Consider the following 14,433-nt stretch of genomic DNA (forward strand, 5'->3'; position numbering starts at 1 on the left):
TTTAGTGTGATTCAAAGCCGCAGATGCGGCTTTATTTTTTGGGGCCTAGAATACGTTTTGTCGATGCTGTTTTCGTTGGGGCAGGGGCTTTGTTGAGCACCATCACAGGGCGGGTAACAAAGATGTTATTAGGGTAAATAACTTTATGCCCATCAACGTGTTCAAGCACAACATTCATTAATCCCATTTCAGTAATGCGACCTTCAAGAAAGTTTGCGCCATCAATCACTCTTACCCAATAGCCAACACGGCAGTCGTTTTGAATGAACATGAGTAAAAAGGCTGTTAAGTTACTAAGAAGTGACCATGCAGCAAACAGTGCAACGCCGAGCATGGCAAAAATTGAGGAGCCAAGCACTAACAAACCACGCAACTCGATCCCCCAAAAAACTAATACTAAGCACAGCATAACAATGGCTAGAATAATATTTAGTAAGAGTTCTGCGCGGTATTCACGATGAGGATCGGCTTTTCCTTTGATTGCTTTAAGCAACAGCTTTTTCGTAGTTTTACGAAGCAACGGGTAAAGCAAAATCGCGATGATTGTGACGATTAAATGGTATTGCTCATTAAAAAGTTCGACGAAGTCCAAACGGGTTCCTAAGTTAAAGATTTACGCACCAATTTTAGCGTTTTAGGCTGTGAAAAACAGTACTTTAAAAAGTATTTTTAACGGTGACGAGCCACTGCACAGAGTCAATATCATCATCTTGTTTGTTAATTGGCGCAGCAATATCGAGGTGAATAACCGTGCCTGCATTTGCGCGACTTGGGGCTAAGCGAAGCCCAACTCCGACGTTTTGTAATACGTTGCCGTTGGAGCCATTGTCTTTATCGTTATACCAAGCACGGCCTATATCGTAAAAGGCTGCACCGCCCACTTTAAATAATTGTAGTAAGTCATATTCCCAATAATAGCGTTTTTCTAATGTTACTAGAAAGCTGCGATCACCTACTTGGTAATCTAAAGGGTAACCGCGTAAACCATTCTCGCCCCCTAAGGTTAGTTGCTTATCTGCGGTCAGGTTTTTTGCATATTGCAGACGCACTTTTGCATACCAAGTTTGTTGTATGCTGGTGTTTAAGTAGTACTGAACTTGTGAACTGGTTATTAAGTTTTCAACATTGTCTTGCTCTTCATTCCAATAGCCATCAATGTCTGCTTTGAAACGCCATAGTTGATTATCACCAGTGTAATGTGCTTTTGATAAGGAGAGCGAGTAAATGGTGCGGCTGCCATCATCACTTATATCTTTACTTGAATAACCCAGTAAGGCGCTAATATTCCAGCCTAAATTAAGATCCTCGGTGCGGTATATACTGTCAAAATTTCTCACTTTAACAAAATGGTCTTCAAACCACTGGCCACGAATGTAGGGATAACTTACGTTACGATCATTGGCGATCGGTAAATGTGTTTCAGGAATGGCTGCAAAGGTATCTTCTCGGTTTTCAAAGCCGATGCTAAGGCGCTGAGTCCAATTATTTGCAAAATGACGAGAGTGGCCAAAGTAGGCTCTATTTAAAATCGTTTTTTGCTCAAATTCGCTAACAACATCACCGCGGTAATATAGCGACTCACGACGCTGGTCAGAGTAACTCGTAAAGCCATAGCTGTAAGGGGTATCAATAGAGAAAAAGGGATAACTTAAATCTATGTAGTGGCGTTTACCATCATCGTTGTCTGAGTATTCAACACGCCCTCGATAACGGCTAGATAGAATATTAGGATCATCATATACGAATAGATAACCGGTACGATCAGCATCACGCGTGCGTGAGAAAGAAACCCGTTTACCCCATCCTAAAAAGTTAGATTCACGAAAACCAATACTCGATTCGTTTTCACCGCCACTGCGGCTAAAGCTTATTTCAGGAAGTAAAGTCCATAAATCACGCGTCACAACCTTCACACGAACATTGCCATCGCAATCAAGGTTAGCGTGAATGCGCGCGTCATATAGGTAGCCTTGCTTGCGCAGGAGCCGCTCTGACTCTAGTAGCTTACGAGGGTTATAAGTATCGCCTTCGTTGAACAGTAAAACGCTATGAATAACCTCAGGCTCCGTTGTCATGTGTGCGCGGTTTGCAAAGCGAAATAAAAAGTTATCTTCTTCTTCAAGTTCAGTGTTGAAGACATTAAGTTGCTCAAGCTCTACAGCAACAATTTTGCGATTTTCGGCGGCTTCAGGGAGTGGGTTGTCGGTATCAAGTTGGCGACGTAGGTTATTATCTTGTGATTTAAGCGTACGTTGGTTTTGACAATAATTATTATCATCAGTAGGTAGCTGCTGTGCATATACATTTGCTGCCATGCTTACTGCCAGTAATGTTGTTAACCGAGCAACAAAGTGCGACTGCTTAAATTCCATTTACACCCTTAGTTGTTTATGCCTTATACAGATACTACATACTAAGTGCAGAAAAAAGTCTAGCTTATTATTGTAACTGCATAACTAAATACTGATAAAGATCAGCTAATGAGGCCGCTGCTTCAACGCCTTCGGCGTTTATCCAAATACTCTCACTGTAATGTTCAAAGTTTAGATTAAAACTATGATCTGTAAAGTGAAACCTTACTCGATGTCGGTCCGCTCCGGCATCAAAGTCAGCGGTTTGAATAGCTGGAGCGTGCAAAAAAAGTGTAGCCCATAGCGCAAAGTCTTCATCGGTGGGATGTTCGCTTGGCGTGATGATAATAACTTGATGCTCAGCATCGTATAGAAGTTCAGTCATGCTTCCCCTAGTTGGCTGCGAGGTAATCGCGAATGGTATTTAAAAACGGTGCCCCATACTTGTTAAGCTTTGTAAAACCAACACCCGATACTTTTAAGAACTCACTGTCGTTGGTTGGCATAAGCTGTGCCATTTCTGCAAGGGTTTTATCATTGAAAACCACATAAGGCGGTACATCGTCCGCATCTGCAAGTTCCTTACGTAGAGCACGCAGTCGCGCAAACAGCTTTTTATCATAATTGAATTGAGCGAGTTTATCTTGGTATACGTGTTTCGCTTGAAGGCGGGGTTCTGCCAGCTGTAGGGCATATTCACTTTTAAGCACTGCGCGTGCAGCTTCGGTTAAACGAAGCGAAGAGCCTTGCGTGATGTCTTGGCTCAATAAACCCTGATGAATAAGCTGCCTTAAAATGCTCAGCCAAAACTCCACACTGTGATCTTTACCTATACCATAGGTGCTTAGCTGGTGGTGATTATTATCACGGATACGACTGGTGTTAGCGCCGCGCAACAGCTCAACAATATAACCAATACCAAAGCGTTGCTCAGCACGATAAACACAGGATAGTGCTTGCTGGGCAACCAGTGTACCGTCGAAGCTTTTTGGTGGATTTAGACAGATATCGCAGTTGCCACACGTTTCACGTTTGTATTCACTAAAATAATTGAGCAAGATTTGTCTGCGGCAGGTTTGTGCTTCGGCAAAGCTGGCCATAGCGTTAAAGCGCTGCTCTTCCACACGACGACGTTGCTCGTCCTCAATATCTTCAAAAAAGCGGCGTACGCGGCCGATATCAGCCGGATCAAAATACATAATCGCTTCTGCGGCAAGACCATCACGACCAGCACGGCCTGTTTCTTGGTAATAGGCTTCAATGCTTTTTGGAATATCGTAATGCACCACAAATCGCACGTTTGGTTTGTTGATGCCCATTCCAAACGCAACGGTGGCGACTACAATTTGAATATCGTCACGAGCAAAGCCTGATTGTACAAACTGGCGTTGCTCGTTACTCATACCTGCATGATAAGCTGCGGCATTAAATCCTGCGTCAGCGAGCTTTTCAGCCACATCATCGACACGTTTTCGGCTGGTACAGTAAATTATACCGCTTTGATTTTGTTGTTCTTTTAAGTAACGAAGTAGTTGCACCATCGGTTTGAACTTTTCTTCAATGGTGTAACGAATATTGGGTCTGTCAAAGCTGCCTGTGTGCACGTATGGGTGATTAAGCTGGAGCTGTTCAATAATATCGTAGCGAGTTGCTTTGTCTGCTGTGGCGGTTAATGCCATCGTGGGCACATGCATAAAGCGTTGCTTTAATTCATTGAGCCTACAGTAATGTGGCCTAAAATCGTGCCCCCAATGCGATACACAATGGGCTTCATCAATCGCAAATAAGGCTAGCTTAAGATGGCTCAAACGCTCTAAAAAATCATGCTGTAAGACTTTTTCTGGTGCAACATATAAAAGCTTAATTTGACCATAGTGCAATTGCTGATACACCGCTTGTTGTTCTTCAAATGGCAAGCTGTTGTTGATATAGGCAGCTTGAACACCAAGGGCACGAAGTTGCGCAACCTGATCTTGCATGAGGGAAATAAGTGGCGAAATGACCACAGTGACGCCATCAAGGATCAAAGCAGGTACTTGATAGCACAATGACTTACCACCGCCAGTAGGAAGCAGCACGAGCGAATCTTGTCCGTCTAGCGCGGCGGCTATAATAGCGTGTTGGCCATCACGAAACTCACTGTAACCAAACACTTGTTTGAGTACGGCTTGTGGTGAGCGAATGGGTGTGTTGGTTGTTGCGGTATTGGTATTCATCGCGAGCATTTTAGTGGTTTTTTATAGCGATGTCTTTAGCAATATACCCAAACGACCTCAATATGCAGAATTCAGCGTTTCACAGGAGCTTAATATCAAGGCGTTACTTTGCAACAATGGCAGTACCCTTTTAAGAAGTAACAACGATGAGGGTAAGTGCCTGTGGAGCGCCCAAAGGGTTTATTTAACCCGTTTTAGTTGCGCAGTTAGAAAGGGGGCGTAAAATAGTGTTTTTAATCAATAAAGCCTAACTTATGCCTACCAATACCGAACAGCGAAAAGGGGTCATTTTCGCATGTTTAGCCTTTTTTATGTGGGGCTTAGCACCCATTTATTTTAAGCTTCTACAAGATATTTCTGCTTTTGAAATATTGATGCACCGTGTTATTTGGTCGGTGTTATTTTTACTTCTTATTATTGCCGTTCGTCATCAGTGGCAGCGAGTTCGAGTCGCTTTAAGTCAGCCTAAGCTACTGTTTATGCTGGTGGTTACCGCTACCTTGTTGGGCTTTAATTGGGGCTTGTTTATTTGGGCTGTGAATAATAACCACATGCTGGATGCAAGCTTAGGTTATTACATAAATCCGCTTTTAAATGTATTACTGGGGATGCTGTTTTTAGGTGAGCGTTTACGTAAGTGGCAAGGTGTTGCGGTAGGTTTAGCCTTGTGCGGGGTACTGTTACAGTTAGTGAGTTTTGGCTCTTTCCCTGTGGTTGCATTTTCATTGGCGGGCTCGTTTGCTATTTATGGTTTATTACGTAAAAAGCTGCCTATTGAGTCATTACCAGGTTTGTTGCTCGAAGCGCTAATTTTACTGCCTGTTGCATTGATTTACTGGTGGTTAATGGTGCCGACTACAAGTTCAGATTTCACGGCTAATAATTGGCATGTTAACTTATTGCTGATCAGTGCTGGTGTCGTGACAACCCTACCTCTTTTATGTTTTACAGGTGCAGCTAAGCGCTTGCAATACAGTACCTTAGGTTTTTTTCAGTATATAGGCCCAAGTTTAATGTTTATGCTTGCTGTGGCGTTTTATGGTGAAGTATTTGATGCTGAGCGCGTGGTTACCTTTGCGTGTATTTGGAGTGCGTTGGCATTATTTAGTTGGGACTCTTATCGCCAAAGCCGTAAGCAGCGAAAAGCGCAGCTAGCCGCCGTAACTAAGCCAGTATAAAGCTTAACTAATGAGTTTGTTACGGCCACTTTCTTTGGCTTGATAAAGTTTTAAGTCGGCCTGTTTTATAAGCTCATCAAGGCTATAAACAGGCCCACAATGAAAGCCTATCGATAAGGTGAAGGCTACCTTATCTTTACTAAATTCAGTACTGTGCTTTTGGACAAAAAGACGAAATTTTTCTAATCGTTGGTATGCTTTTTCAGCGTCTTGATCAGCAAAGTACACCGCAAACTCTTCACCACCAAAACGACCAACAAGGTTACCTTTGAAGTAGGTTTGCATACATTGCGCTAGCCCTTTTAAAACTTCATCCCCTGCATCGTGGCCGTATTTATCGTTAATTGCTTTAAAGTGATCTACATCGATCATTCCTAAAGAGACTTGATTGTTGGCAAGTTTAGCGGCTTTTAAGTGGCTATTCGCTTCACCAAAAAAGTAGCGGCGGTTAGGGAGTTTTGTAAGATAGTCAGTGTTTGCTTGTAAACGAATCGTTTTAATATTCTCAAGCATGTCGACGTTCTGGCTAAGCCGACAATAAAATTCTTCGCTATTAAATGGTTTACGCAGGTAGTCATCTGCACCTGATTTTAAAAAGCGCGTTGAAAGATGTAATGTATCAAGTGCTGATATACCAATAATTGCTTTTTCATCGTTTGAGTATAAACGGCGAATCTCGACACAGAGCTCATCACCGTTCATATTCGGCATTTCGTTGTCGGTAATAATAACCGAAATGGTTGGGTTCTCAGCGAGCACTTTTAATGCTTGCACACCATCTTCAGCCTCTAATACTTGGTATTTATGTCGTGTGAGCAGGCTGCAAATATAATGGCGAGTGGATGCTGAATCGTCAACTACGAGTACTTGTATTTGCTCATTACGAGGGAGGCGAGTAAGTTGCTTTTCTAGGTATTGATAAGCTTGTTTATTTTCTTTGGTGATGTAATCAATAATAGGGTGTTTTTCAACAATATTGCGTGTGGTTTCATCAAGGTTACCCGTCATTACAATGGTAGGAATGTCAGCTGCAATGGTACAAGGTACAGCTTCACCGGTTGGCGCATCAGGCAGAATAAAATCAACAACGGCGCAAAAGTAACTGTGCTGGCTAATGAGCTCTTTTGCTTCTGCTAAAGAACTGGCAATATCCGCTTCATAGCCAACTTTTTGCGCGATATGCTTTTGCACTCGCGCAATGGTTGGCGTATCTTCAATTATTAATAGTCTTCGAGTCACAACTTGCCTTGTAATAACTTATTGGCGAAACAAATGTTATTACAAGTTTTAACCCTAAAAGGGTAAAAAAGCAAATCGTTATAGGCTGTCTGACTCAGAATAGTATTCAACACTTTGCGATGTTGGACTTGCAATTCGAGAACGACCAAATAAAGTGTGAAACTTAGTTTTGCAGGTTGTCTGTTTAAGGTATTTTATCCAAGCGCGTTCAATCGGGTTGGTGGCTTCTAAATTACCTGTCACAACTTGCACAAATTGAGTTTGAAATTCATTTTGTGGTTCTAGGGTTTTGTTGTATAAACCCTTTAATATAATACCATGCTGTTCGAGAATGTCGGCTTCTAGCAAAGTGAAGTGACCACTACGACCAAAACCGCGTGGGAAATTTTGATCATCATAAAATTGACGTTGGCTTGCAAATGCCTGACGAAGTGATGAAATGTCAATGCTCATGGCTTTATCCTCATGCCCTAATTTCTTGCAGGAGTATGGATCAAGTTGTCGATTTTATTAAACAAGTTATTTTTATCGTAAGGGTAAAAAATGGATATCGATTTATTGAAGACTTTTGTTGAAGTGGTGCGCACGCGCCATTTCGGTAAAGCAGCTGAGAATTTGTATATTACGCAGTCTGCGGTGAGTTTTCGGATCCGACAATTAGAGCAAGGTTTAGGTGTTAATTTATTTATTCGTCAGCGCAATAATATTCAGTTAACAGCGCCAGGCGAGCGGTTACTGCCTCATGCACAAATGATCATAACGGGCATGCAAAGGGCAAAAGTCGATGTCGCACTGGCAGATAATATGCACAAGCAGATTAGCCTAGCAGGCACCCCAAATGTTTGGGATGCATTTTTGCAGTTCGGCATTACTAATATAGTCTCTGCGATGCCTGGCGTGTCACTTGTGGCTGAAGTTAAGGCTCAGCAAGAAAGCACTCGTTTATTACTAGAGCGTACATTAGATCTTGCTGTGCTGTTCGATCCTCCGAAGGTGGATGAACTTGTTGTTAAGCGAATATGTGAACTACCAATCATTCCTGTTAGTGCTTTTGAAGCTGCAAATAGTGAAAATTTTTTCGATAATCAGTATGTGTATGTTGATTGGGGAACGTCCTTTTCGTTGTGGCATGCACGTGAGTTTAATGGCCACGCACCTCCGTATTTTAGAACCAGTACAGGCCGTATAGCACTCGATTTAATTTTAAAGTGCGGCGGCAGTGCATTTATTCCTCAGCTACTTGTTGAGGAGCAATTAAAAGCAGGTGAGCTTTATCATGTTGAAGATGTGGCCCACACGTCCCGTGATGTGTTTGTTGCATATCATAGAGACAATGAACAAACCCCACTACTGGAAAAATTGGTCAACCTCTTGATGGAGCTAAAAATAAGTTATAAGTAGTTCCTGTTGAATATAAAAGTGTTCTTATAGCCAGCTACTACTTGGTAACTGGCTATACAAATCCCTTCGTCATCTAAAAAATAGATAATTCATACTACTAACACCTCTTTGTTATTCGCACTGTCTAGTTTGTTAACGCGACGTTTTGCTATAAGGAGAAGGCCAACGGCTAGTAGCAGCAACCAGATTAATGGCGCGTAGCTGTACACCGGTGTAGCAAGTTCGCTGCTAAATTGAGGAATATCCGCAAGATTCGTGAGCGTTGGCTTTGTGCTACAACCATCACATGGTGCAAAGTCTCCTCTTTGATTAGCTTTGGCAATCTCGTTGGCAAAGAAACGTTGTAGTGCTTGATGATGAGCTTCAACTTCGCTCATAAAAGCGTGATGACGCGTTAAACCGTTTCCAGCTAAATCAACCAATAGAGTTTGGACAATGAGCGCAGGTGAAAGATACTGTAGTTTTTGAGCGCTTTGTTGTTGTGCTTGCTGCGCGTTTAAAAAGCGTGCATCTTGAACTTCCATTGCGCGTTCAACAGAGTTTATTGTCGCAATTTTTTTGGTGGCATAATCACTGGCGCCACTGCCATTTTTTGCAAGCTCTGGGTGGTCTTGAAAATACTGAGCTAAGGTTTTTTCACTCGCTTTTTGAGCGTCATCGCTGGCTGCTCGAAGACTATCTATATAGTGAATACGTGAAGGCGTTGGGTCGAGTAAAGCAATGCTTGTATTGACCAAAGCAGGAACAACAATCACCAAGGCGAGCCAACAGGTAACGAGAGTCGCAGCATTGTTTGCGGCACTTTTGGCCCGGCTATTAACCCAAGCTGTTAAAGCAATCCAAAATCCAGAATAACACAGTACAATGAGGTTATAGCTAAGTAGTTCAGTAACACCCATCTGGTCTCTTATGATAACCAAAAGCAGGCTACTTATGAGTAGAAATGGCATTACAATCAACGCACTTCGTAGTAATAATTGGTAGGTGAGTAGATGCGTGGCACTGCCACCTTGAAGCATTAGTAGCCTTAACTGTCCGCCTTGGCGTTCACTCGCTAAGGCATTAAAACAAATGCTAATAATGAGCAATGGCAGTAAATAGATCACCACAAAGCTTAAGTCGAACTGACCAAGTAACAGTGAAAGCGGGTGGACATAATCATATTGATGAACAATATGCTGCTTTTCTTTAATCAGCATTTTAAAATAATACGGTAATACATCCGCTTGTCCCGTTGCGATAGGAGCTGTTGCGAGCGGCGTTTTGGTAGCGTAATTTTGCATCAAGTAAAAAGCTTGTCCGCGCAGGTCGTACGGGTCTTCCCACCATTTATGATTTTCGGTACTCGCGAGCCTTTCGGGTAATCCTGCTTTAGCATTTTGAATTGTTTGTTGCTGCATTTGTTGAGCAGCAAGTACTACGTCGCGCTGCTTATTGGCAAAATAATGGGCGTTAAAGAATGCCACGAGTGCAAGCACGCTGGTGGTAAGAAAAAGTGTGAGTACGAGTTTCTCTCGCCATAGGTTTTTAAGCTCAGTGGCTAATATTAGGCGCTTCATCTTTGTTCCTCTAAACGTAGCTTTTTAATTGCAAATAAACTAAGTAGCACCAGTACAATCAGCCAAAAGGCAAGGCTTATAAGGCTAATAGCGTAGTGAGGCAGGTAGTGAGTAAAACGTGGATATTGGTATGAAAACTCAGGGATCTGCTGCCATAGCTCTTTTCCTGCGGTGTAATGTCCCTGGGCCTTATGACCATGATCTCTTTGATTAAAGTTAAGGACTTCTTGCATTAGACGACGATGTTGCTCTGCTGCATTTTCAAAAGATTGCTGGTGGCTAAAATCAGTGGCTGCGGTCGCCATCGAGAGTGTTTGTACTGCGATAAAGGGGGTTAGCAATCCTGCCAACTGGTAGCTTTGTGACTGTGCCTCAAGCTGTTCTAAACGTGCTTTAAATAAGCGGTCAAAGATTTTGTCGGCGTATTGTTCACCAAATTGGAGTTGTGCTCCGGCATAATCGAAGGGCAAGTCTGCTACTTGGCTGACGCCATACTGGGCGAGTGTTTGCTGCTTAAATTTTTCAATCGCATCGAGGCGTGCATCGGTATAAACCTCACTTTCAAGTTTTGCTTGAAACGCTTGACCAGAGCCTTGTGGATGCAAGGTGGTTGCAATATTCATTGCAAGTTTTGGTAGTAATAATGTTGCGAATGCCCATATAGTAAGTAATGTAATTAATGCGCGTCGTGCCGTAGGAAATAGGCTTGAGAGTGTCGTAGTGATTAATGCCCAAAGTAATAGGTAAATTAAATAAGAGAGTAAAAATAGAGCGTTTCTTAGCGTGTAAGGCGCCTCACTTGCAGTTTGGCTATAAAGTAAAAAAAGTGCAACGGGTAGCAAGAACAGGCATGACAGTGTGAAAAGCACAGCACATTTAGCAAAAAACAACTTTGCTGGGCTTGCACCTGCTGCAAGTAGTTGTTTTAAAGTGCCTTGCTCGCGTTCCCGTGCAAGTAATGGGTAGCCAATTAAAATGATCAATAAGGGTAATAACACTTGCAACACAAAGGCGGGTGATAAGCTCCCAAAGCGCGACAACGGCACGTTATCTTGTGCGCTTCTAAATAAGCTATCGTTACGAATGTGCGCCTCTAACCTCAATACATTTCCTTGGTAGGCTTGTAATCCATCATCGAGCGCTGCCAGCGGCGTAGTGGGCTTAACGACATAAATGCCGTAATGAGCGGCAGAGTGGGGGCCTTTTTCACCTTGGTTCAGCCAGCGTAATTGCTCTGATTGAGATACCTCGTTTACGGCTTGCTGATAGCTTTGATGGCTTTTAAAACCAGTCACACAGGCCAGTAATAATAACAAAACAGCAATACCACTTAGCCAGAGTGTTTGACCTTGCCGCTTAGTATCGAGCCATTCTTTTTTAAAAGTACTTTGTAACATTAGGCGCCCACCTTGATATGCTTAAGGTATACAGATTCAAGTTGGACTTCTTTTAATTGTTCGAAAAGTAACGTGTCGACTAATTGCCCTTGATTAATAATTGCAACACGATGCGCATCCTCTTGAGCACGGTATAAGTCGTGGGTCGCCATTAAAATTGCGACACCTTGTTTCGCTAGCGATTGTATGAGTTGACTAAACTCATGGCTAGCTGATGGATCAAGGCCTGAAGTCGGTTCATCTAGAATCAATGCTTTAGCTTGTTTTGCAAGCGCTATAGCAATACCTACTTTTTGTCTCATTCCTTTTGAATAGGTTGCAACGGGTTTATCTACAGCATGGCTTGGTAGTTTTACTTCTGCGAGTAGGGTACGAAATTCGTCATCGGTTTTGTCGATACTCGCCACTTTGCTGAAATAGGCGAGATTCTCAAGTCCAGTTAGACGAGGATAGAGAGCCACTTGCTCGGGAATATACGCTAAATGCTGCCTCGCTGTTACAACATCGAGTTGTGGGTTTACCCCTGCAATAGTGATTTCTCCTGCATCAGGTTGTAAAAAACCTAACAGGCAATTAATGGTGGTTGTTTTTCCTGCGCCGTTAGGACCAAGCAGCGCTAAAATCTCTCCTTGATGTACGGCCAAGCTTAAACCTTGAAGGGCTTGATATTCGCCAAAGCGCTTTTGTAAGTTATTAATTTGAATAATGGGTGTGGTCATGATTTATCCTTAAAAGCTGACGCTTAATGATGCAATAAGTGTCCGGCCGCGACCTGGCGCGACGCCCCAATCTATGCCTTTAGCACCGCCAGACAGCCAGTACTCTTTATCAAATAGGTTTTCGGCCTTAATTCGCAGTGTGGTGTTAAAATCACTAAAGTGATATTTGGCACCTAAATCAAAGCGTGTATAAGCCGGAAGGTTCAAATTGTTATTAACATTTTGTTCCCGTTCACCCACATGAAACATGCCTGCATTTACACTTAGGTTTTCTAAGAAAGGGAGTTGATAATCTAAAAATAGATTTGCTTGGAATTTAGGAACATTTGCAGGACGATTACCATTGAGTGCAGGTTCACCATCAAGCTCATCCAAACTAGGGTCCATAAATGTTATCGAAGCAACAGTTGATAGGCCTTCAATAAACGAGCCGCTGGCATTAAGTTCGATACCTTTGTGAGATTGAGTCCCGTCTTGTACAAAGTAATTGGTGATATGGTTATGGTATTCCAGCATTTTTTCAATTTCGAATACTGCAACGGAATAGTTCATTGAGTCAGTTTGGTATTTTATACCGGCTTCTATTTGTTCACTTTCTTGTGGCCCTAACGATTCACCCTCGTTAATTGCTCCACTGCCAATTACTGCTACGCCACCTTCTCCAGCACCTTCAGAGTAACTGGCATAAAAAGCGAGTTGATCGTTCGGGTTATAATTTAAGCCAATGATAGGTGTGTTGAAGGTGCGATCATCTAATCTTGATTTAGCTTGGTTTGGTGCGGTTTGATCTTTTTTATATTGAATATGACGCAGCCCTAGAGTCGCATAAAATACATCATTAAAATGCAGGGTATCGGTAATGAAAAATGAGCTTTCGGTTGTATCGGTTGTTGTTGGGTCGGGGTATTCTGGGAAGACTGGTTTACTTACATGTATAGGGTTAAATATGTTACCAACAGGATTGTCTAACTCAAACCAGCGACCATCTTTAGATTGGTAGTCACGAATACTTGCGCCGACAACGAGTTCATGTTCAATGCCTGCAGTAACAAGTTGCCCTGTAAAGAAGCTGTGGGCAGAAACCGTATCATAGGTTTCATTTGGCGTTACTTGAATACTTGCTGATAGAACATTTCCTTCTAAATCAACTGAATATATATCAGGAAAAATAGTGAACCGATCATTCCCCGAAAGTGCGACTTGGTTAACCCACTGCCAGTTATCATTGAGCCAAAAATCCACTCGCGCCGCTATATTGAAGGACTCGGTTTTATATTTTGCCCAAGGTTGGCCAAGTAATACTTCACTCGTATCTACATAAGGTGGGAGCACGGAACGGCTATCATCATTTGGGTCACGTGCTAAACCAATAAGTGGTTGTGATACAGTGCTTTTGTCTTGATAGTCGCCATCTAAGCGAATAAAAATACGATCAGACAGTTGCCAGTCTAGAGCTGCGCTAAAAAAGTACCTTTCTAGGTCGTCACCACCAGTAAAATCGCCATTTTTTTCTGCTGCGGCGTTGATACGATAACCAAAAGTTTGCTCATTAACTAAAGGACCACCAAAATCTACATGAATATAACGGCCCGCACGACTACGAAATTCTGTCGTGATATCTAAAAAGGAGTCCATCGTTGGGCGCTTCGTTACGTAGTTAATCGTGCCGCCAGGGTTGTTAAAACCTGAGACTAAGCTTGATGGACCTTTAATAATATCGATTCGTTGAATGTTCTCCAGTGGCACATCCTGATAAGGAGCAAGAGCAAGGCCATCTCGTCTTAGACCATTTGTCCAATCGAGTTGAAAGCCCCTCAGGCTGACAAAATCAAATACTGTGCCGATAGCCGTATTTTGTACAGATGCATCATTGGCAAGCACTTCGCTCAACGTTTTTACTCTTTGATTTGTTATTAACTCTTCAGAAAAAGATTGAATAGAAATAGGTAAAAACTGAGGATCTTTGATTCCTAGTGCCGAGGCATTTACATCTCGGGTACTATAAAGTGGTGTACGCGTACCTTGAACTTCAAGTTTTTCAATAGTTTGAGTTGCAAATGATTGCATTGAAAATAAACCAGTAAGAACACTTACTGTTAGAACAGACCTTTTCATTTTTTCCAACCAGAATTTAAGTAGTGTAAGTAATTATTGTTTTGTTAAATGTTATAACATAGCCAATAAAGCATGTTTAAATTTTAATTGGAAGTGATAATAGTTATCATTTTATTGTGTTTGTTTTTTGTTTTGGGAATAGGGATAATAAAAAATGAGCGCTTATTATGGCTGGCGGAGATCACCTTTACTAGCAAGTATTAAGTGAACAAAAGCATATTATTAGCTAGCTCACGCATTGTTATATTATTACATTTT

At 42.2% G+C, this 14,433-nt stretch carries 12 protein-coding genes; 2 read left to right on the forward strand and 10 right to left on the reverse strand.

What is annotated here, in order from left to right; all coding sequences use genetic code 11:
* Positions 1-31 precede the first annotated feature (31 nt).
* From PAARA_RS01840 to recQ, 4 genes are all read right to left on the reverse strand, one after another.
* Positions 32-592 carry a mechanosensitive ion channel domain-containing protein gene (locus tag PAARA_RS01840; RefSeq protein ID WP_062567371.1) on the reverse strand — a complete coding sequence of 187 codons (561 nt, stop codon included), beginning with the start codon at positions 590-592 and terminating at the stop codon, positions 32-34.
* Positions 593-656: 64 nt separating this feature from the next.
* The gene (locus PAARA_RS01845) at positions 657-2,315 is read right to left on the reverse strand and encodes a BamA/TamA family outer membrane protein (RefSeq protein ID WP_157066154.1); all 1,659 of its coding nucleotides are present in this window, start codon (positions 2,313-2,315) and stop codon (positions 657-659) included.
* A 124-nt stretch (positions 2,316-2,439) separates the two neighbouring features.
* Positions 2,440-2,736, reverse strand: coding sequence for a DUF3630 family protein (locus PAARA_RS01850; protein ID WP_062567373.1), 297 nt, complete (start codon positions 2,734-2,736; stop codon positions 2,440-2,442).
* A gap of 7 nt (positions 2,737-2,743) precedes the next feature.
* On the reverse strand, positions 2,744-4,567 hold the full coding sequence (gene recQ, locus PAARA_RS01855; RefSeq protein ID WP_062567443.1) for a DNA helicase RecQ: 1,824 nt from the start codon (positions 4,565-4,567) through the stop codon (positions 2,744-2,746).
* 254 nt (positions 4,568-4,821) lie between these two features.
* On the opposite strand from recQ, the gene rarD reads away from it, so the two are divergent.
* Positions 4,822-5,745 (forward strand): EamA family transporter RarD, encoded by a 924-nt coding sequence (gene rarD, locus PAARA_RS01860; protein WP_062567374.1) that lies wholly within the window; start codon positions 4,822-4,824, stop codon positions 5,743-5,745.
* A 3-nt stretch (positions 5,746-5,748) separates the two neighbouring features.
* Here rarD and PAARA_RS01865 read toward each other — a convergent pair whose 3' ends face one another.
* Together PAARA_RS01865 and PAARA_RS01870 are read right to left on the reverse strand one after the other, a co-directional pair.
* A complete protein-coding gene (locus tag PAARA_RS01865) occupies positions 5,749-6,984 on the reverse strand; it encodes a diguanylate cyclase (RefSeq protein ID WP_062567375.1) in 1,236 nt (411 codons plus the stop codon).
* 78 nt (positions 6,985-7,062) lie between these two features.
* Positions 7,063-7,437, reverse strand: coding sequence for a MaoP family protein (locus PAARA_RS01870; RefSeq protein ID WP_062567376.1), 375 nt, complete (start codon positions 7,435-7,437; stop codon positions 7,063-7,065).
* A gap of 90 nt (positions 7,438-7,527) precedes the next feature.
* Here PAARA_RS01870 and PAARA_RS01875 point away from each other — a divergent pair, with 90 nt between their 5' ends.
* Positions 7,528-8,385 (forward strand): LysR family transcriptional regulator, encoded by an 858-nt coding sequence (locus PAARA_RS01875; RefSeq protein ID WP_062567377.1) that lies wholly within the window; start codon positions 7,528-7,530, stop codon positions 8,383-8,385.
* Positions 8,386-8,474: 89 nt separating this feature from the next.
* Here the strand turns inward: PAARA_RS01875 and PAARA_RS01880 are convergent, their stop codons facing one another.
* From PAARA_RS01880 to PAARA_RS01895, 4 genes are read right to left on the reverse strand one after another with little or no spacing between them, the layout of a single operon-like run.
* On the reverse strand, positions 8,475-9,944 hold the full coding sequence (locus tag PAARA_RS01880) for a DUF3526 domain-containing protein (RefSeq protein ID WP_062567378.1): 1,470 nt from the start codon (positions 9,942-9,944) through the stop codon (positions 8,475-8,477).
* Positions 9,941-11,341, reverse strand: coding sequence for a DUF3526 domain-containing protein (locus PAARA_RS01885; RefSeq protein WP_062567379.1), 1,401 nt, complete (start codon positions 11,339-11,341; stop codon positions 9,941-9,943). Before PAARA_RS01885 ends, PAARA_RS01880 begins: the two co-directional genes overlap by 4 nt.
* Complete coding sequence (locus PAARA_RS01890; protein ID WP_062567380.1) at positions 11,341-12,060, reverse strand: ABC transporter ATP-binding protein; 720 nt, start codon at positions 12,058-12,060, stop codon at positions 11,341-11,343. The genes PAARA_RS01885 and PAARA_RS01890 overlap by 1 nt, the downstream gene beginning before the upstream one ends.
* Before the next feature lie 9 nt (positions 12,061-12,069).
* Positions 12,070-14,175, reverse strand: coding sequence for a TonB-dependent siderophore receptor (locus tag PAARA_RS01895; protein WP_062567381.1), 2,106 nt, complete (start codon positions 14,173-14,175; stop codon positions 12,070-12,072).
* Positions 14,176-14,433 lie beyond the last annotated feature (258 nt).

This window comes from Pseudoalteromonas arabiensis (assembly GCF_001550155.1).
Lineage (GTDB): Bacteria > Pseudomonadota > Gammaproteobacteria > Enterobacterales > Alteromonadaceae > Pseudoalteromonas > Pseudoalteromonas arabiensis.

Excerpts from the sequence above, each read along its gene's own strand:
- PAARA_RS01845 (WP_157066154.1), bottom strand. The coding sequence starts at position 2,315 with ATGGCAGCAAATGTATATGCACAGCAGCTACCTACTGATGATAATAAT.
- PAARA_RS01850 (WP_062567373.1), bottom strand. The coding sequence starts at position 2,736 with ATGACTGAACTTCTATACGATGCTGAGCATCAAGTTATTATCATCACG.
- recQ (WP_062567443.1), bottom strand. The coding sequence starts at position 4,567 with ATGAATACCAATACCGCAACAACCAACACACCCATTCGCTCACCACAA.
- rarD (WP_062567374.1), top strand. The coding sequence starts at position 4,822 with ATGCCTACCAATACCGAACAGCGAAAAGGGGTCATTTTCGCATGTTTA.
- PAARA_RS01870 (WP_062567376.1), bottom strand. The coding sequence starts at position 7,437 with ATGAGCATTGACATTTCATCACTTCGTCAGGCATTTGCAAGCCAACGT.
- PAARA_RS01875 (WP_062567377.1), top strand. The coding sequence starts at position 7,528 with ATGGATATCGATTTATTGAAGACTTTTGTTGAAGTGGTGCGCACGCGC.
- PAARA_RS01880 (WP_062567378.1), bottom strand. The coding sequence starts at position 9,944 with ATGAAGCGCCTAATATTAGCCACTGAGCTTAAAAACCTATGGCGAGAG.
- PAARA_RS01885 (WP_062567379.1), bottom strand. The coding sequence starts at position 11,341 with ATGTTACAAAGTACTTTTAAAAAAGAATGGCTCGATACTAAGCGGCAA.
- PAARA_RS01890 (WP_062567380.1), bottom strand. The coding sequence starts at position 12,060 with ATGACCACACCCATTATTCAAATTAATAACTTACAAAAGCGCTTTGGC.
- PAARA_RS01895 (WP_062567381.1), bottom strand. The coding sequence starts at position 14,175 with ATGAAAAGGTCTGTTCTAACAGTAAGTGTTCTTACTGGTTTATTTTCA.